The 16,921-nt window shown below is 54.9% G+C and carries 18 protein-coding genes; 7 read left to right on the top strand and 11 right to left on the bottom strand.

Features of this window, described 5'->3' with window-relative positions:
• Positions 1 to 17 precede the first annotated feature (17 nt).
• Positions 18 to 371 (top strand): hypothetical protein, encoded by a 354-nt coding sequence (locus JYG33_RS14855; protein ID WP_207872968.1) that lies wholly within the window; start codon positions 18 to 20, stop codon positions 369 to 371.
• Between the two features lie 338 nt (positions 372 to 709).
• Here the strand turns inward: JYG33_RS14855 and lipA are convergent, their stop codons facing one another.
• A complete protein-coding gene (gene lipA, locus JYG33_RS14850; RefSeq protein WP_207872967.1) occupies positions 710 to 1,714 on the bottom strand; it encodes a lipoyl synthase in 1,005 nt (334 codons plus the stop codon).
• 199 nt (positions 1,715 to 1,913) lie between these two features.
• Between lipA and JYG33_RS14845 the strand changes: the two genes are divergently transcribed.
• Positions 1,914 to 2,705, top strand: a complete 792-nt coding sequence (locus JYG33_RS14845) for an enoyl-CoA hydratase (RefSeq protein ID WP_207872966.1) — start codon at positions 1,914 to 1,916, stop codon at positions 2,703 to 2,705.
• A gap of 18 nt (positions 2,706 to 2,723) precedes the next feature.
• Here JYG33_RS14845 and JYG33_RS14840 read toward each other — a convergent pair whose 3' ends face one another.
• From JYG33_RS14840 to JYG33_RS14805, 8 genes are all read right to left on the bottom strand, one after another.
• Positions 2,724 to 5,147 carry a TonB-dependent receptor gene (locus JYG33_RS14840; RefSeq protein WP_207872965.1) on the bottom strand — a complete coding sequence of 808 codons (2,424 nt, stop codon included), beginning with the start codon at positions 5,145 to 5,147 and terminating at the stop codon, positions 2,724 to 2,726.
• Between the two features lie 134 nt (positions 5,148 to 5,281).
• Entirely contained in the window at positions 5,282 to 6,277 is a 996-nt protein-coding gene (locus JYG33_RS14835) for a FecR domain-containing protein (RefSeq protein WP_207872964.1), read from the bottom strand.
• Positions 6,278 to 6,323: 46 nt separating this feature from the next.
• Complete coding sequence (locus JYG33_RS14830; RefSeq protein WP_207872963.1) at positions 6,324 to 6,830, bottom strand: sigma-70 family RNA polymerase sigma factor; 507 nt, start codon at positions 6,828 to 6,830, stop codon at positions 6,324 to 6,326.
• 94 nt (positions 6,831 to 6,924) lie between these two features.
• Positions 6,925 to 7,587 carry a lipoyl(octanoyl) transferase LipB gene (gene lipB / locus JYG33_RS14825; protein WP_207872962.1) on the bottom strand — a complete coding sequence of 221 codons (663 nt, stop codon included), beginning with the start codon at positions 7,585 to 7,587 and terminating at the stop codon, positions 6,925 to 6,927.
• Between the two features lie 17 nt (positions 7,588 to 7,604).
• Positions 7,605 to 7,877, bottom strand: a complete 273-nt coding sequence (locus tag JYG33_RS14820) for a DUF493 family protein (RefSeq protein ID WP_207872961.1) — start codon at positions 7,875 to 7,877, stop codon at positions 7,605 to 7,607.
• Positions 7,874 to 8,746 carry a D-amino acid aminotransferase gene (locus JYG33_RS14815; protein ID WP_207872960.1) on the bottom strand — a complete coding sequence of 291 codons (873 nt, stop codon included), beginning with the start codon at positions 8,744 to 8,746 and terminating at the stop codon, positions 7,874 to 7,876. The genes JYG33_RS14820 and JYG33_RS14815 overlap by 4 nt, the downstream gene beginning before the upstream one ends.
• Before the next feature lie 23 nt (positions 8,747 to 8,769).
• Positions 8,770 to 9,999: a D-alanyl-D-alanine carboxypeptidase family protein gene (locus JYG33_RS14810; RefSeq protein ID WP_207872959.1), complete on the bottom strand. Its 1,230-nt coding sequence runs from the start codon at positions 9,997 to 9,999 to the stop codon at positions 8,770 to 8,772.
• A 125-nt stretch (positions 10,000 to 10,124) separates the two neighbouring features.
• Positions 10,125 to 10,775 carry an alpha/beta hydrolase gene (locus JYG33_RS14805; RefSeq protein WP_207872958.1) on the bottom strand — a complete coding sequence of 217 codons (651 nt, stop codon included), beginning with the start codon at positions 10,773 to 10,775 and terminating at the stop codon, positions 10,125 to 10,127.
• 57 nt (positions 10,776 to 10,832) lie between these two features.
• Here JYG33_RS14805 and JYG33_RS14800 point away from each other — a divergent pair, with 57 nt between their 5' ends.
• The 5 genes from JYG33_RS14800 to JYG33_RS14780 all read left to right on the top strand — a co-directional run bounded on the left by JYG33_RS14800 (position 10,833) and on the right by JYG33_RS14780 (position 14,209).
• A complete protein-coding gene (locus tag JYG33_RS14800) occupies positions 10,833 to 11,702 on the top strand; it encodes a biotin--[acetyl-CoA-carboxylase] ligase (RefSeq protein ID WP_207872957.1) in 870 nt (289 codons plus the stop codon).
• Between the two features lie 38 nt (positions 11,703 to 11,740).
• Positions 11,741 to 12,577, top strand: coding sequence for a type III pantothenate kinase (locus JYG33_RS14795; protein ID WP_207872956.1), 837 nt, complete (start codon positions 11,741 to 11,743; stop codon positions 12,575 to 12,577).
• 142 nt (positions 12,578 to 12,719) lie between these two features.
• Entirely contained in the window at positions 12,720 to 12,896 is a 177-nt protein-coding gene (locus JYG33_RS14790; protein WP_207872955.1) for a hypothetical protein, read from the top strand.
• Positions 12,897 to 12,914: 18 nt separating this feature from the next.
• Entirely contained in the window at positions 12,915 to 13,745 is an 831-nt protein-coding gene (galU, locus tag JYG33_RS14785) for a UTP--glucose-1-phosphate uridylyltransferase GalU (RefSeq protein ID WP_207872954.1), read from the top strand.
• A gap of 254 nt (positions 13,746 to 13,999) precedes the next feature.
• Positions 14,000 to 14,209 (top strand): cold-shock protein, encoded by a 210-nt coding sequence (locus JYG33_RS14780; protein ID WP_026483779.1) that lies wholly within the window; start codon positions 14,000 to 14,002, stop codon positions 14,207 to 14,209.
• Positions 14,210 to 14,356: 147 nt separating this feature from the next.
• Here the strand turns inward: JYG33_RS14780 and JYG33_RS14775 are convergent, their stop codons facing one another.
• Positions 14,357 to 15,691, bottom strand: coding sequence for a 3-deoxy-D-manno-octulosonic acid transferase (locus JYG33_RS14775; protein WP_207872953.1), 1,335 nt, complete (start codon positions 15,689 to 15,691; stop codon positions 14,357 to 14,359).
• Between the two features lie 185 nt (positions 15,692 to 15,876).
• Positions 15,877 to 16,878 (bottom strand): lipopolysaccharide heptosyltransferase I, encoded by a 1,002-nt coding sequence (waaC, locus tag JYG33_RS14770; RefSeq protein ID WP_207872952.1) that lies wholly within the window; start codon positions 16,876 to 16,878, stop codon positions 15,877 to 15,879.
• Positions 16,879 to 16,921 lie beyond the last annotated feature (43 nt).

The following is a 16,921-nucleotide window of genomic DNA, read 5'->3' as shown; positions in this document are numbered from 1 at the left end:
TTACCTGATCCTGAACCATGCCTTTAAGCCCTGCCAATCCAGAATTAAGCTCTTCAGAACAACATGCTCTTTGGTCGAACGAACTGCTCGAACAATATAGCTGGCAATTTCAAGGGGAGACGCCGTTCGCCGTCCCCCTGGCCAGCCTTCCCTTGCTAGATGAACTGTTCAAGTTTGTTAATGAGACCATCAAGGACTCTTTTGACCGCTCTTTATTCTGCTGGACTGATCTCACACAAGACAGCAAAGGCCTGACGGCCTGGTATCTGGGCGTCGAAGACTATGACGAAACCCTGGAACCTTATATAGAGAGCTTGTCGACCCGCGCCCTGACACTGGGCGATGCAGTGGAGCCTCCAGCTTCTAGCTGAAAAGCGATCAAGCACATATTCAGGAAGAATTTCAAAGGGCCGGTAACGGCCCTTTAACTTGTCCCGTCACTCGACATGCTCTCATCACAGCAAATAGAGATGGGTAGATAGCCCAACAGGCAAAAACTACCAACCCACTCGCCTCACTCCACCTCAGCTCCACGCTGCGCCGGATTGAATCGAAGGACAGCGACAAGATAGCCTAGAGAGGCTGATATGCCTGGTCGACTACACAAGACGTAACCCAACAAGCCTCTATATAAGAGCAGACATAAAAAAACCCGGCCAAGCGACCGGGTTTTTCAGATGAAAGCGGAGAGTTATCCCCCCTTCTCTCTTTATGGTTGCACACCTGCTGCATGCGCTTGCTGATCAGCGTGATAGGACGAACGCACCATGGCACCAACGGCCGCATGGGTAAAGCCCATTGCATAGGCTTCGCGCTCAAACATCAGGAACTCGTCAGGCGTTACGTAACGCATCACAGGCAAGTGGTGCCCGGATGGTTGCAGATACTGGCCGATGGTCAGCATATCAATATCGTGAGCACGCATATCGCGCATCACTTCCAGAATCTCTTCGTTGGTTTCGCCCAGACCAACCATCAAACCGGATTTAGTTGGAATGTTTGGATGCAGCTTCTTGAACTCTTGCAGCAACTTCAAGGAGTGATGGTAATCAGAACCAGGGCGAGCCTGTTTGTACAAACGTGGCACCGTCTCCAGGTTGTGGTTCATCACATCAGGAGGGCAGGCATTCAGGATACCCAAGGCACGATCCAGACGGGCGCGGAAGTCCGGCACCAGAACTTCAATGGTCGTGGTAGGCGAATGCTCACGCACCTGACGGATACATTCAACAAAATGGGCGGCACCGCCATCGCGCAAGTCGTCACGGTCTACGGAGGTAATCACCACATAGGACAACTTCATGGCGCCTATCGCCTTGGCCAGGTTGGCTGGCTCGTTTTCGTCCAGAGGGTCAGGACGGCCATGGCCTACGTCACAGAAAGGGCAACGGCGTGTGCACTTGTCACCCATGATCATGAAGGTGGCTGTGCCCTTGCCAAAGCATTCCCCGATATTGGGACAGGACGCTTCTTCGCACACCGAGAACAATTTGTGCTCGCGCAGAGTTTCCTTGATCTCGTAGAACCGGGAGTTTGGTGCTGCCGCCTTCACCCGAATCCACTCAGGCTTTTTCAAACGCTCTGCCTGCACGACCTTGATTGGAATGCGCGAGGTCTTGGCCTCGGCCTTCTGCTTTTGCGTTGCGTCGTAGTCGACAACGCGAGGGCGAACAGTAGGTTTGGAATCGACGGACGTATCTGTAGGGGTGGTCATAGGCGTCTAAATAGAAAAACAGCGTGCGGGCAACATCACTGAACGATGGGCGCAGTGGCCAATTGTAGCCCCTTCGCTTTACAAGCGCCTAGAACAAGGGCGATAGTTTGTGCCAGACCCCTCTAATATAGAGGTCGACCTAACGATGCAGCAACACCCGAAAATAAAACCTGCACATACTATAAGTACGGAGACTTGCATGTCACAAGAACACCTGGCCGATCCCGTCCTGCTGGAACAGCATCAAGGACTGGCCCGCATCACCTTGAACCAGCCCGCAAAGTACAACGCCCTGTCTGAGGAAGTGTTGGATTCTTTACAACACATTCTGGACAAGCTGGCCCATGACCCAAGCCTGCAGTGCGTCATTATTCAGGCAGAAGGCAAAGCCTTTTGTGCCGGGCACGATCTGAAACAGATGCGCTCCAAGCCCGAGCACGACTACTACCGGGATTTGTTCAGCCGCTGCAGTCGCGTCATGCAAGGTGTGCTGGCATTGCCGGTGCCCGTGATCGCTCGAGTACAAGGACTGGCCACCGCTGCTGGCTGTCAGTTGGTCGCTACCTGCGATATGGCTGTGGCCACGGAATCAGCTCGCTTTGCAGTCTCCGGCATTAATGTCGGCCTGTTCTGCTCTACCCCGGCCGTTGCCCTGTCACGCTGCGTACCGCCCAAGGCCGCCATGGAAATGCTGATGACTGGTGAGTTCATCAGTGCCCAGCGGGCGCAGGAGCTAGGGCTGATCAATTATGCAGTCCCCGAAGACCAACTGGATCAAACTGTTCAGAAGTTGGCCGACAGTGTTTTGGCCAAGAGCCCGGTCGCGGTGCGTGCTGGCAAAGCCATGTTTTACCGCCAACGCAGCCTGGCTCTTGAACAGGCGTACGACTATGCAGGCCAAGTCATGGCAGACAATATGATGAGCAATGACGCCTGCGAAGGTATTGATGCCTTCATTCAAAAACGCGCGCCGCAATGGAGTGGTACCTGAAACGGCGCGCTATCCTGATCAATAACGATATTTGAGACTGAGCATCGCGTTACGCGGTGCTCCGTAAATATTCAGGAAAGTGGGATACCCCACGCTGGACAGGTAACGGCGGTCGAACAAGTTATTGACCGCCAAGGAAGCTTCCCAGTTTTCATTAGGTTTATAGCCAATCTTGGCGGACACCGTCGCATAACCGCCCTGGTACACGCTATCCGTTAGTAGATTGCTTTGCGCCTGTACGCCCGCCCCCACAGACCAGCCATTCAGGCGACCATCCCAATCCTGGGGCTGAAAGCGGTAGTGCGTCCACAAGCGGAATAGATGCTTGGGCACCAAGTTCGCATTAAAGCGCTGACCTTCATTTGCCTGTACGGCGTCCTGACGATAGCGCACATCCGTATAGGTATAGCCCATACCCACGTCCCAACCCGGAGCCGGGCTGCCTGCCAGTTCCATTTCCCAGCCCTGGCTTTGCACCAAGCCCGCCGCGCGGGAGCACGTTCCGGTGGGACTGCCGCCGCAACCAATATGGTCTGCATCCGTCACGGCACGATTCGTATCACGCATCCGGTAGACAGCAATCGAACCATTCAGACGCCCATCAAAAAACTCGCCCTTGGCACCGGCTTCAATCTGCCAGCCTTTACGCGGATCCAGGGTCTTGCCGGTGTAATCCTGCTCGGACTGGGGAACAAAGCTCTCGGCGTAGCTACTGTAGAGGGAAATCTTGTCGCTCACGTCCAGAATCACGCCTGCAAAGGGTGTGAATTCTCCGCTGGCTTTGGCATCACTGACTTGCCAGCTACTGGTCGTCGGCTCCACGGAGCGGCTCTTGCTTTCATAGTTGCTCCAGCGTCCACCCAGTACTGCGGTCAGATTGTCATGCAGCTTCAAGCGTGTTGAAGCATATACGCCAGACTGGATCACGATCTCCTGGTTGCGATTCAGAATGGGCTGATCCAGGGCAGAACCGTAGTCAAAGTCGTTCAGCGCATCCCAATTCGGAAACTGATAAAAACGAGAGCTGGTGTAGGTGTTATTACGTGCGGCATTGAATCCGACAGTCAAGGAATGCTCACGACCAAACAGGGAGAATGGCCCGGTTACGCTGACATCCCCTTGATCCCACGTAAAGTCGTTATGAATACGACCCGCCTGCATATCGGTCAGCCCGGTCTGCAGCGAGATAGGTTTCAAGGCAAATGAGCTAAAACCTTTGTACGTGCTTTCCTTGTGACTGTAGTTGGCTTTGAACACCCAACGGTTATCAAAACGGTGGGTTAAATCCGCCCCCAATTCGTAGGTCTCATGACTGGAGGTGCGTGCTGGCCCTAGAAAGCTACGACGGTCCGGCAGGCTGCCATCATCGTAAAGCGCCAAACCGTTGAAATTGCGGAAATCCAATTGGCTGTAAAACGCTGTCAAACCCAAGGTGGTCGACGGTGCCAGGTCATACTCCAGCACACCGTACAAGGTCGTAGGAGTAGAGCGGCCCTGATCGTAGTACTGATCCTTGTCCTGGTACGCAGCAACCAATCGGCCACGCAGACTGCCCTCTTTATTCAAAGGCCCGCTGGCATCCACTTCGCCACGAAAATTGCTCCAGCTTCCGGCCGAGGCCTGCGCAACAAAACGCCCATCCTGAGTAGGACGTTTACGCACCAGATTCACCACCCCACCAGGCTCTGCCGTACCCGACAATAGGCCTGCTGGCCCACGCATCACCTCTATACGGTCGTAAATAGCCAGATCCAGATGAGGTGCACCTAAGCCTTGGGCTGGTACTCCGTCGTACTGAAGGCTGGTGGCAAAGCCACGACTGTTAAAGGCTTCTGTATCCGGATACCCACTGCTGCTAATCCCCGTGGTGTAGTTAATGGCATCCGCAACACGCGTAAAGCCTTGATCATCAATCTGGCTACGCGTCATTACCGATACGGATTGGGGAATCTCGCGCAAGGACAAGGGGGACTTGCCTATGCTGGCACCGACTGCCGCATAGGAGCCTGTGTCTTCGCTCGTCATTTCCTGACGGGTGGCTCGCACTTGCACCGGTTCCAATTGCGTTGCCTGCCCATCACTGGCGGCCGGACCAAGAGAAATATTATTTCCCGAGCGATGCACTTGAATACCCGTGCCTGACAACAATTGGCCCAAGGCTTGATCCAATGTGTACTGTCCCGACAAAGCAGGGCTTTGACGTGCAGCGACAGTTTCAGGCAAGTAAACAATCTGTACGGAAAACTGACGGCCCAGATTACGCAAGGCACTGGATAAGGGCTGTGCCGCCAAACTCACCATTTGTGTTTGAGAGGCGGACTGCGCCTGTATGGGTGCTGCCAGTGCCGATAGGCAAAGCCCCAGTACCACGACTCCAAAACTGACGGGTAGCCGACGACCTGAGTGACTGCGCATGATGATCTTATGTGTATTACCAGACATGGTGATGATATCCATCCCGACCGGCAGGCCCTGCCTGCACGGAATCTATAAACCAAGACACGCCAACGCTTAACTGCTGTCAGCACACCTCCCTGGTCTAAAGACGTCTGGGCACAGATTTTTCCGTAATGAATTTACCGACGGTTGATAACCCAGCCCTTGGAGTCCACCTTCAGAATCTGAACAGGGGCGATATCAGCCAGGATCAACAAGGCATCTTGTGGCTTGTCCATAGACAAGGTGCCGGATATCCGCAACTGTGCGAGCTGGGCATCGGCGATACGAACGGGTTCATCCAGATAGGCGGACAGTTGCTCCAGCACCTGCCCTAGCGGCTCATCGTCAAACTCCAGGCGGCCACTTTGCCACGCCGTCAGCGCAGCGACATCTGCTTCCCGCACAGGCTCCAAGCCCTGCCCTGCAGAAAAACGTGCGGCCTGACCCACACCCAGACGTTCCGAACGAGAGTTCCACCAAGGGCCAGCCGAGAGCCGGACTCGCCCACGGTCAACAGCCACATCAACATGGTCCGCCTGCTTGCGCACATTGAAACGAGTGCCCAACACCTGCATTTTGGCCTGCGCAGTTTCTACGATAAATGGGCGATCGGCATCTGTACGTACATCCGCCAGAATTTCACCCGACTCCAGGTAAACTCGTCGCTCTTTGGAGGTATAGACCACATTAATTTGGGTGCGGGCATTCACCATCAAAACGCTGTCATCAGGTAGGCGTAATTCCTGCCGCTGGGCGACGGTCGTGCTGACGGACCAGGATTGCTCTGGCCCAGCAGGCCACAGCCAAATACCGCCCAACACGGCGATCAGTGTCATCGCCGCAAAGGCGGGCCGCCAGCGCATGGACTTGGCCACGGACTTGGCCGGAACCGGTGCCTCTACCGCAGGGGCTTGTGCCAAACGACGCAGCCGATCAAGAGGCAACTCATCCAGCTTCTTCCAGGCTGACTGCAAATCATGGAAGTGCTGTTGATTCAAGGGTGAGGCTTCCAACCACGCATCCAACTGCGCCTGGTCCTCTGGCGAAAGCGGCCCCAGACGCACGCGCGCAAACCAATGAACAGCCTGTTCACGGGCTGTCGAGTGCGAGGTTGAACCAGCGTTCGTAGTCATAAAAAAACGATAAGCGTGAACAAAACGTGAGAGGGGCTTGGGCTGATCAATCTTGCTGGAACAAATGCAAGTGAGTCTGCAAATGGGTCAGGGCGCGTTTCATGTGTTTCTCCACCATGCTTTGCGACAAGCCCAGGCGCTCAGCGATTTCACGCTGGCTGTAGCCCTCGATTTTATTCCATAAAAAAACTTGTCTGCACACCAAAGGGAGCTGCAGCAAGACCAGCTCCAGCTCATCCATCAGTTGGGAGGACTGACAGGACTCAGCCACATCCGGGGAGACAGGCGTATCGGCCTCGTCCAAATGCTCCAGAGGCATTTGCGCCCAACGTCCACGCCGTCGGCTTTCATCAAAAAGCTGATTGCGAGTCGCCTGAAACAGGTACGAAGGAATGTTTTGAATATGGGTGCAGGTCTGATCCAGCAAGCCGACAACGGCGTCGTGAACAGCATCTTCTGCATCATGATGATTATTCTGACGCCGGGTCCAATTGCCCATCAGCCCGCGATAATGATCGAGCCAGGACTTGCGAGATTTGGGGGACGACGGCATACGGGCCCAACAGAACAGTTAAGGTGTTCTGCATTATCGCAAACAATTCTCATTACAACAATTGCACGGTTTTGTGCTGTGGCCTCTCACCCACTCAGGCGCTGACAAGCTGGCTACGTTGTGCCAGTGCTCGACTTAAATACGTGCATAGATACTGCGCGGCTTCGTCCATAGACACGTTAATGCCTTGCGAGCGCATGTCCGTCGTTTGCAGACCTTCATAGCCACAGGGATTGATGCCGTCAAAAGGGCTCAAATCCATGCTGATATTCAAAGCCAGGCCATGATAAGAACGGCCATTACGAATTTTGATTCCCAGGGCGGAAATCTTGGCCAATTCCTGGTTCGCCACCTCTTGCGGCACGTATACACCGGGTGCCCCCGGTTTGCAGCACGCGCCTTCGACACCAAAATGCGTCAGGCAACTGATGACCGCGTCTTCCAGGAGACGGACATACTCTTTGACGTAAAGGCCTACCCGGCGCAGATCAAACAGGCAGTACACCATTAACTGCCCAGGGCCGTGATAGGTGATTTGCCCGCCTCTATCGGTTTGCACCACAGGGATGCCACCGGGGTTCAGCAAATGTTCCGGCTTGCCTGCCTGTCCCTGGGTATAGACAGGCGTGTGTTCGACAAGCCAGATTTCATCAGGGGTCTCTGGCCCGCGCTGCTCGGTAAACTCGCGCATTGCTTGCCAGAGAGGTTCATAGGCGCTAGGCCGCTCAAACCACTTGATACGAACTGAGTCGGACATGAACGCCTGATCCCTGCTTACATCACCACGCGCACAAGATGATGCGCATGCAGGGCACGGTACAAATTATCCAGTTGCTCGCGCGAAACGGCGCGAACGGTGAATGTCAGGCCCGTGTAGTTGCCTGCCTTGCTGGGACGTACTTCAATCGTAGCGGCATCAAAGTCAGGGTCGTGTTCCAGCACAATGGCCAGCAATTCGTCCTGCAAGGCGTCGTGGGTTTGCCCCATCACCTTGATAGGAAAGTCACTGGGGTATTCGATCAACGATTCTTCAGGGGAAATAGTCATGCTTGCTCCGCAGCCTTGATGGCCTTGTCATAGCCTTCACGTAATTTCGCAAAGACAGGGCCGGGTCGTCCGTCACCGACGGACTGACCGTTAAATACAACGATGGGCAGCACCTCTTTAGTGGCTGACGTCATCATAATTTCGTCGGCAGTGTCGACCTCTTCACGAGAGATCTGACGCGCCTGAAAAGCTATGCCCGCCTGGGCGGCCAGCTCTTCCATCAAACTGTAGCGAATCCCTTCCAGGATCAAATTGTTGCGCATGGGTGCCAACAAGGTGCCGTCGCGCACAATCCAGATATTGCAGGAGGCCCCTTCGGTAAGAAAACCGTCTCTAAACTGAATGACCTCGTCCACACCGGCTTCGACCGCCTGCTGCTTGGCCAACACATTGCCCAGCAAAGAAACGGATTTTATATCGCAACGCAGCCAGCGCTCATCTTCAATGGCCACCGCCTTCAAACCCGTCTCGCGTTCTTGCTGCACACGCTTGAAGGGCGAAACCATGATGAAGATACTGGGCGCCACATTGCTGGGGAAGGCATGTTCGCGCTTGGCAACACCACGGGTCACCTGAATGTAGACCATGCAATCAGCACCACGCCCCGAACGGGCCAGCATATCCAGCACCAGCTTTTCCCATTCACGACGCGTAAAGGGATTGGTGATGCCTACTTTTGCCAGACTGCGCTCCAAACGCCCCAGGTGTCCGTCAATACGAAACGGTTTACCGTGATAAGCAGGCACGACATCGTAGATGCCGTCGCCAAAGATGAAGCCGCGATCCAGTACCGAGATCTTGGCTTCGCCCAAGCGTACGAAATCGCCGTTCAAATAAACAATACTGTCGGGATCAATGCCTGCAATCATAGGTTCAGCCTCGCACCAAGGGATTACTCAAACATCAAGCGCACTTTGTCGGCCATGCGACCAAAAAAGCCTGCCTCGGGCACGTCCTGCAGCACCAGCAATGGCTGCTCGGCCAGGACTTTGCCATCCAGGGACAAAGTCAGTGTACCGACCTTGTCACCCTTGCTCAACGGAGCCAGCAAAGGCTGGGTGTAGTTGGCAACGGGCTTGATCTCCGAAGACTTGCCGCGAGGAACCGTCAGCCACAAGGCACCTTCCGTACCCAGGCCTACGTTCTCGACCTCACCTTCCCAAACACGGGCGGTGACAGCAGGATTACTGGCGTCGTACAGCTTGACCGTCTCAAAGTTCTGGAAGCTCCAGTTCAGAAGCTTCAGGCTGTTTTCTGTACGGGCAGCATCGTTCGCGGTACCCACAACCACCGACACTACACGACGGCCGTCGCGCAAGGCGGTCGACACCAGGCAGTAACCTGCCGATTGAGTGTGGCCGGTTTTCAGGCCATCAACCGTGTTGTCCAGCCACAGCAGGCGGTTACGGTTGGGCTGCTTGATATTGTTGTAGGTGTACTCTTTTTGGCTGTAGTAGTGCAGATACTGGGGAAAGCGGGCAACCAGCGCCGCGGACAACACACCCAGATCGCGGACCGAGGTCAGATGATCAGGATCAGGCAGGCCGGTGGAGTTCTTGAAGTGCGTGGCTGTCAAACCCAGCTTGGCCGCTTCTTCGTTCATCAAGGCGGCAAACGCACCTTCGCTACCCGCAACGGCTTCAGCCAGAGCGACAGAAGCATCGTTACCCGACTGCACGATCACGCCTTGCAGCAGATCATTCACGGGCACTTGCGAGTTAACCTTCACAAACATGCGCGAACCTTCGGTGCGCCATGCCTTGTCCGAAATCACAACGGTTTGGTCCAGCTTCAGACGACCGGATTCCAGTGCATCAAAGACCAGATAGGCCGTCATCAGCTTGGTCAGGGAGGCAGGCTCGACCCGCTCGTTCAAGCCTTCTGCCGCGATGATCTGGCCACTATTAACGTCCATGGACAACCAGGCACGGGCCGTCAGGCCAGGTGCGGGCACCACGGACAAATCACCCGGCAAGGCAGGCGTCTGAGCGCCAAGCACTTGGGCCGATTCTGTCGGGGCAGGGGTTTGAGTTTGTGCCTGAGCCACCATAGGCAGCGCCAGGGCAAGTGCCACCACACAACGGGAGAGGACCGGAGATGCAAATTTTTGAATAGAAGTCATGGGAAAAATCGATTGCTTTGACAGTGGCGGAAAGAACCCATTATGGCAGAGCCATCTGGGCCCGTGAGGGGCAAGGCCCCTGAGTCTGAGCAGGAAAACGCAACGATTTGAAAGCAAAACCCGGCTTAGGTTCCAAGCCCGGCCAAATGACGGCTAACCAGCTCGCGCAACTGAATCAGCTTGCCATGAAAAAAGTGACCCGCATCGGGCAGAACCACCATAGGCAACTGATGTTCGCGTGCAAAATCCATGCCTTCCGACAAGGGAACGACATCGTCTGTTTCACCGTGCACTAATAAGGTATCAGCAGGCGGGCTGACATCGCGGAATCGGAAACGATTGACCGCGGTGCCAGTCAGGATGAAAGCGCTGGGCAAGCTTGCCTGGGCTTCTTGCAGACTGGCATACACTTGAGCAGCAACCGCAGTGCCAAATGAAAAACCGGCCAACATGGATGGGCCGGAGTTCCACTGCGGGAAATGCGATGGGAATTGCTCGATCAAGGCCAGCATATCGGCAGTTTCGCCGCGGCTGCTGTCGAATTCACCGGCGGATTTTCCGACACCACGGAAATCCGGACGTACGGCCAGCAAACCATGTTGAGTGGCGCTGCGCGACAAGGTTGTCACGACTTTGTTATTACGTGCCCCGCCATGCAGGGGATGGGGGTGCAGCAACAAGGCCCAACCCTTGGGCTCGCCTGCTGGCCAGTCCAGAGCACAGTCAATAACACCGGCCTGGCCGGAAAATTGGATTGTATCTACGCGTTCAGACATGCTCAGATCAAATATCACATAAGATTACGTTTAACTCATCCAGTGTACCGGATTGTCATGAATACCTCTTCTGCATTCACTTTACCCAGCCCTCGCGATATGGTCGCCGAGTTGCGCACGCGTTTGCCGCATTTCCCTCAGATCCGCTGGGTAGACTCCACCGAATCGACGAACGCGGATCTGCTTGCCCTGGCTCGCCAGGAAGCTGGTCCGCGTGTGCGTCCCTGGTTATTGGGTGCACATTTGCAAAGCCGTGGCCGTGGGCGCGCCGGACGCACCTGGGAAAACAGTATCGGTGCCAATCTGATGTTTTCCTGTGCTTTCGATATTTTTTTGCCGACGCGGCAATTGCCTACGCTCTCGCCGCTCTCTGGCCTGGCAACAACTGAAGCGCTACGCCAGTTACTGGAACCGGCGGTACGCAATCGTCTGGCCATGAAATGGCCGAATGACGTGCTGTGGGATCAGGCCAAGCTGTCCGGCATTCTGGTGGAAGCGACCCGAGCCAGCGCAGCGCCCAGTTCCAGCGACCATCACGTTGTCATTATTGGTATAGGGCTGAATCTGCGCGAAGCTGCCATCATCAGCCAGAACACCCAGCGCGCGATTGCTGACTGGAGCAGCATTGCTGAGCACTCGCAGCAAGCCTCCTTGGTTCGGTGTTCCGATATTGTGGCCAAGGTCGCCCAAAGTCTGTATTTGAGCCTGAACCATGTCACGGCCCACGGCTTTGCTGACTTGCCCACACGGTATGCGCAGGTGGATGCTCTGATTGGTCAGCAGGTTCATATCATCGACAACGGTCAGGTTCTGCATACAGGCATCGTGACCGGCATTAATACCTCGGGGCAGCTACTGTTGCGTCACCCTGATGGTTCCGAACGCGCGGTAACCGTGGGCGAAGTTTCCGTTCGCGCCCAACGCTGATCGCTATACTGGCTCCTTTTTAGCGCTGACAACCCGGCATGACCTTGCTTATCGACTCTGGCAATACCCGTATCAAATTAGGGTGGTGTCATCCTTTAACCGGCGCTCGCGAAAGCCAGCCGGTTAGCTTGCACGCGGATCAATTGGATCAATTGGCCGTTTGGCTGGAAGCAGGCCAGGCCCCGCTACAGGAGTTTGCCTGTCAAAAAGGCGTGCAAGCGCTAGGCGTCAACGTGGCAGGCCCACAGGTTCAAGCACAGATTGATGCGGCAGTCAGCCGTTTGGGACTGGGTCCCGTGCGCTGGCTGCAAGCCCAGGAGCAAGTATTTGGGCTGCACAATGATTATGAGCAAGCCAGCCAATTGGGCGCAGATCGCTGGGCTTCTTTATTAGGTCTGAGCGACTTGTTGGCTCATGAATATCCTGCACAGCAAGGCGCATTGCTGATCAGCTTTGGCACGGCGACAACGATTGACCTGCTGGGCCCCGCACAAGATGGAATACGCCACTTTTTGGGTGGATCTATTCTGCCCGGCCCCAGTTTGATGCTGGCGTCCCTAAAGCAAAACACGGCGCAGCTTCCTGAGGCCCACGGTCAGACAGCGGCTTTCCCTCGAAATACTCAAGCCGCTATTAGCACAGGAGTAGCAGCCGCTCAGGCAGGGGCTGTATTACGACAGTGGGAAAAAGGCCGCCAACACCTGGGGCACAGTCCATTGATCTTTGTGGCAGGTGGCGGTCGTGCACTGGCGCAGCAAGAACTGTTAGAACAATTAAGTAGCCATTGTCGCCTGCTAACTATAGAAGTCCCGGAACTCCGCGAACTGGAAACTCCCGCGCTGCGAGGACTGGCACTGTTTGCGCCCAAGCCTTGATCGAACGCACTCACTGTTAAAACAGGTTTGTGCACGGCATAGCCTAAGTGACCCATCGATACGATTGGCATTAAAACGGATGAACTTAAACCCGCCTGCCCGTACAATCGTGGGTTGAACTGTATTTTTCAGGGCATCGACGATGCGACTGCTTTTCATACTGATCCTGGTGGCTAACGTAGCCCTGCTGGCCTTTGGACAAGGCTTTTTTGGTACGCCCCCCAGCGAGCAAGGTCGTGAACCCCGGCTGTTTTCGCAACGCAATCAGGATGCCATTCAACTTGGCGCACCCAGTCACCCGACCCCTGCCGCACCCTGAGCCACGATTGACGACATTATGAAACCCATACGCAAAGCTGTTTTCCCCGTTGCCGGTCTAGGCACGCGCTTTCTGCCTGCCACGAAAGCCATGCCTAAGGAAATGTTGCCTATTGTCGACAAACCGCTGATTCAGTATGCAGTCGAAGAAGCCATTGCGGCGGGTGTCACTGAATTGATCTTTATTACTGGTCGCAACAAACGGGCGATTGAAGACCACTTCGATAGTCTGCCTGAGCTGGAGCACGAGCTGGAAGGCAAAAACAAGCTGGAATTGCTGGATGCCGTCCAGAACATCATCCCCAGCCATGTGAGCTGTATCTACACCCGCCAGCCGCGTGCGCTGGGTCTGGGTCATGCGGTGCTCTGCGCCGCCCCTATCGTGGGTAACGAACCCTTCCTGGTGTTGCTGGCCGACGACCTGATCGACGCCGTTACACCCGTGTCCCGACAACTGGTTGAAGCAGCGCATCAATACAACGGTAGTATTGTCGCGACACAAAATGTAAATAGAAATGAAACAAATAAATATGGAATTGTGTCGGGTAATTTAGTCGATTCCAAAGCGACTCGGCTTAATGGAATTATTGAAAAGCCAGAACCCGAAGTAGCCCCTTCTACACAAGCCGTTGTAGGCCGTTATGTATTGGAACCGGAAATCTTTGATCACTTGCGACGCACTCAAGCAGGGGTCGGTGGCGAGATTCAATTAACGGATGGAATTGCCAGTCTTTTGGAAAGTCGTGCGGTATATGCATATGAATATGAAGGCACACGTTACGACTGTGGTAGCAAGGCCGGATTCTTTCATGCTACGCTTGAATTTGGTCGTAAATACCACGGACTTTAACGAGGGGCGCAGAGGGGTCCGTACGGGAAACAAGCTTAGTTGTAATTGTTGATCAAACACTGCCTGAAAACCACGCAGAGGGTCGATTTAGCTTGACTTACAGGTTAAATACCCCCTACGATTGGCGGTGCAGGATTTCAAGTTCGTCGAAGTTTGTTCAATACGGTATTGTTTCTAATACTCATTGCCCTGATTTTTACATCTTGACAATCTTTTTTGAGCAGATTGCTCGTCATTTTTAGGGAATGCAGGAAATGCAAACAGAAACCGGTATCGTGAAATGGTTCAATAACGAAAAAGGCTACGGCTTTATCTCCCCCGACAACGGTGGCAAAGATCTTTTCGTTCACCATTCCGACATCTTGGGCACGGGCTTTAAATCCTTGGAAGAAAACCAACGCGTTTCGTACGTGTCGGCTGAAGGCCAAAAGGGTCCACAAGCTAAGAGCATCCAAAAACTGTAAATCGATTTCGATCAGTTTTTAGATCTCAAAAAAGCCCGCTTATGCGGGCTTTTTTATTTAACTTGATTCAAATCAAGGCAAGCTGTCTACAACACGCCACAAATATCAAAACGCGTAAAAACCAAATACTTATTAACTAATAAGAATCTACGTATTTGAATCGCGAATTTGCGCTAGTCCAGAAAGAACACGTTGCACCGCGCCTTCATGCATCTGGACCCAATGCAAACCCGCATCGGCCATCTTGTGATGCCGGGCCGGATCATCCACCAGCTCCACTGCCTGCTGTAGTGCCAAGGCCGGCGTACTAGCGCGTATGGCAGCCCCTGCCTGCATGGCATCTTGCATCGCCTGGGCGAAATTATGAGTATGCGGGCCCACGATCACGGGCACACCAACGGCACAAGCCTCGATAAAGTTCTGTCCGCCCAAAGGCTGGAAGCTGCCCGCCACGATCGCTACCCGCGCCAGGCCGTAATACCAGTGCATTTCACCGATGGTATCGCCTAGCAGGACGTCCACTTCACGGCACGCCTGAATGGCACTGGTACTGGTATCGCCCTGCTCCAGCAGTTCACTACGTCGCACCGAACGCAATCCGAGCTGGTTCAAATAATCAGCGGCTTCATCAAAGCGCTCTGGGTGACGTGGAATCAAGACGAACAGCACCGGGCTATGCAACTCGCTACCATGCTCACGTTCGCGACGCAGGTAATGGGCGATGGCATCCGTGAAGTCGGCGTGTTCGGTCTCGCGTGTACTGGCGATCACAACCACGCGCCGTCCCAACGCACTGGCAAAGCCTCGACCACGCTCAATCTTGTCTTGCGGCAACACCACATCAAACTTCAAATTGCCGGACACTCGCACACCCTGCGCGCCAGCCAACTCCAAACGCTGGGCATCAGCCAGGCTTTGGGCGTAAATCAGCTTGAAAGATCGATAGGCTCTACGCATCACCGAACCGGCTTTCAAGCTGGTACGCAGGGCGTTTTCAGAAAATCGGGCACTGGCCAGCATCATGGGGACGCCTTGACGCTGCGCAGTGGCCAGCAAGTTGGGCCACACTTCACGTTCGATCAGCACGCCAGCACAAGGACGGTAATGGGCAAAAAAACGCCGTACCGAGCCTGGAAAGTCGTAAGGCAGCCATTGCTGCAACAATTGACCACTGGCAATCTCGGCCGCAAACGCATTCGCACCTTCGGTACGACCCGTCACTGTCATATGCGTCAGCAAGACCGTCTCGCCCTGATCCAGCAAGGCACGAATCAAAGGCTGGGCAGCCCGCGTTTCACCGAGACTAACCGCATGAACCCACACCGGTGCTTTTTCAGGGGCTGGCAGGGCACCATAAAAGCCAAAACGGGGGCCCGACAGTACCTGCCACTCACCACCTGCTCGACGGGCACGCAAACCCATCCAGGCCATCAAGGCTGGAGCCAGAATGCGAATAGAGGCGGTATAAAAAAATCGGTTCACCCGCAAAGCCTCGGTACGAAATCAACAGCAGCTAAGCCAGGCTTAGCGATGTCGGGAAGAAAGACAGAAGATGCGGTGGGGCAGAAAAAAGGCCTGCGCCCAAGCGGGGCCGCAGGCCCCTTAGCACCGCGTATTGTAAGCACAAAGCCTGCTCACAAAAAAACGAATTGACCGTGACAGTCAAACTAGCTTTTTTGTGACGCTAGCGAGACCCCTTCAGGCGCTGTTGTCCGACCCAGCGCCTGCTCGATGGCACAGAGTACGGTTTCAGCCGAAGGAGGATGCCCGCGTTCGCCCAGACTGGCTGTATAGGCCGAGCCTTCCAAGGGAGTACGTACGGGCGTGGATGCTTTATAGATACCGATAGTGGGACGACCCAAACCGGCCGACAAGTGCGTCAAACCACTGTCCAGCCCCACCATGACTTGCGCACCGGCCAATTGCAAGGCGATAGGCGTCAAATCCATCCTGGGCATTACCTGAGCCTGAGCACGGCCTGCAATCAATGCCTCGGCTCGCTCTGACTCGGCGGGGCTGCCTGCCAGCAATCGCAATGCCATCCCTTCACCCTGCAAACGATCAAACACCTGTTGCCAGTTCTCCGGCTCCCAGAGCTTATCGTCCCGGCTGGCCGAGGGCATGATGATGGCGTAAGGATCCTCATCCTTGGGCGCTTGCGCCGCCAGACCCTGCAAACCAAAGTCCGGTGCACCGTCAAACTGATAACCAAAGGCCGAGGCTGCCAGGCTGCGCTGACGAAACACGGCAGGCTGCCAGAAGCCGACACGATGGCGCACATCATAAAAAAGCGAGGCTAATGGCTCACGCGCGGACTTCCAGTCCAAACCATGACGACGACCTTTGGTCTGCCGCACCAGCCAGATGGATTTCATCAGGGCCTGCATATCCAGAACCACATCGTATTGACGCGATTGCAACTGCTCACGCAGTACGGCCCTTTCCTGACGCGTCTGCGCAGACCACCATTGTTTGCGCCAGCGCCGGTGTGCGACCGGGATCACTTCATTTACGGCTGGATGCCAACCAGGAATCTGGGCAAAGCTCTCTTCTACGAGCCAATCAATCTGTGCACCGGGCACATGGCGTGCAATGTCCGAGATCGCTGGCAGCATATGCACCAGATCTCCCAATGAGGACGTACGCACAATCAATATCTTGCAAGTCATGGGCGAATTATAGTGGTGGCCGCGTCCAATCAAACAAAGATGC

Source organism: Alcaligenes sp. SORT26 (assembly GCF_017377875.1).
Taxonomy (GTDB): domain Bacteria; phylum Pseudomonadota; class Gammaproteobacteria; order Burkholderiales; family Burkholderiaceae_B; genus Alcaligenes; species Alcaligenes parafaecalis.
The sequence above is the reverse complement of the archived record's forward strand: the minus strand, read 5'-3'. Positions and strand labels throughout refer to the sequence as shown.

Bases quoted from the DNA above. Each gene is read 5' to 3' on its own strand.
- waaC (WP_207872952.1), bottom strand. From the start codon at position 16,878: ATGACTTGCAAGATATTGATTGTGCGTACGTCCTCATTGGGAGATCTG.
- JYG33_RS14810 (WP_207872959.1), bottom strand. From the start codon at position 9,999: ATGACTTCTATTCAAAAATTTGCATCTCCGGTCCTCTCCCGTTGTGTG.
- JYG33_RS14795 (WP_207872956.1), top strand. From the start codon at position 11,741: ATGACCTTGCTTATCGACTCTGGCAATACCCGTATCAAATTAGGGTGG.
- JYG33_RS14800 (WP_207872957.1), top strand. From the start codon at position 10,833: ATGAATACCTCTTCTGCATTCACTTTACCCAGCCCTCGCGATATGGTC.
- JYG33_RS14805 (WP_207872958.1), bottom strand. From the start codon at position 10,775: ATGTCTGAACGCGTAGATACAATCCAATTTTCCGGCCAGGCCGGTGTT.
- galU (WP_207872954.1), top strand. From the start codon at position 12,915: ATGAAACCCATACGCAAAGCTGTTTTCCCCGTTGCCGGTCTAGGCACG.
- JYG33_RS14830 (WP_207872963.1), bottom strand. From the start codon at position 6,830: ATGCCGTCGTCCCCCAAATCTCGCAAGTCCTGGCTCGATCATTATCGC.
- lipA (WP_207872967.1), bottom strand. From the start codon at position 1,714: ATGACCACCCCTACAGATACGTCCGTCGATTCCAAACCTACTGTTCGC.
- JYG33_RS14820 (WP_207872961.1), bottom strand. From the start codon at position 7,877: ATGACTATTTCCCCTGAAGAATCGTTGATCGAATACCCCAGTGACTTT.
- lipB (WP_207872962.1), bottom strand. From the start codon at position 7,587: ATGTCCGACTCAGTTCGTATCAAGTGGTTTGAGCGGCCTAGCGCCTAT.
- JYG33_RS14840 (WP_207872965.1), bottom strand. From the start codon at position 5,147: ATGTCTGGTAATACACATAAGATCATCATGCGCAGTCACTCAGGTCGT.
- JYG33_RS14835 (WP_207872964.1), bottom strand. From the start codon at position 6,277: ATGACTACGAACGCTGGTTCAACCTCGCACTCGACAGCCCGTGAACAG.
- JYG33_RS14845 (WP_207872966.1), top strand. From the start codon at position 1,914: ATGTCACAAGAACACCTGGCCGATCCCGTCCTGCTGGAACAGCATCAA.
- JYG33_RS14790 (WP_207872955.1), top strand. From the start codon at position 12,720: ATGCGACTGCTTTTCATACTGATCCTGGTGGCTAACGTAGCCCTGCTG.
- JYG33_RS14815 (WP_207872960.1), bottom strand. From the start codon at position 8,746: ATGATTGCAGGCATTGATCCCGACAGTATTGTTTATTTGAACGGCGAT.
- JYG33_RS14780 (WP_026483779.1), top strand. From the start codon at position 14,000: ATGCAAACAGAAACCGGTATCGTGAAATGGTTCAATAACGAAAAAGGC.
- JYG33_RS14855 (WP_207872968.1), top strand. From the start codon at position 18: ATGCCTTTAAGCCCTGCCAATCCAGAATTAAGCTCTTCAGAACAACAT.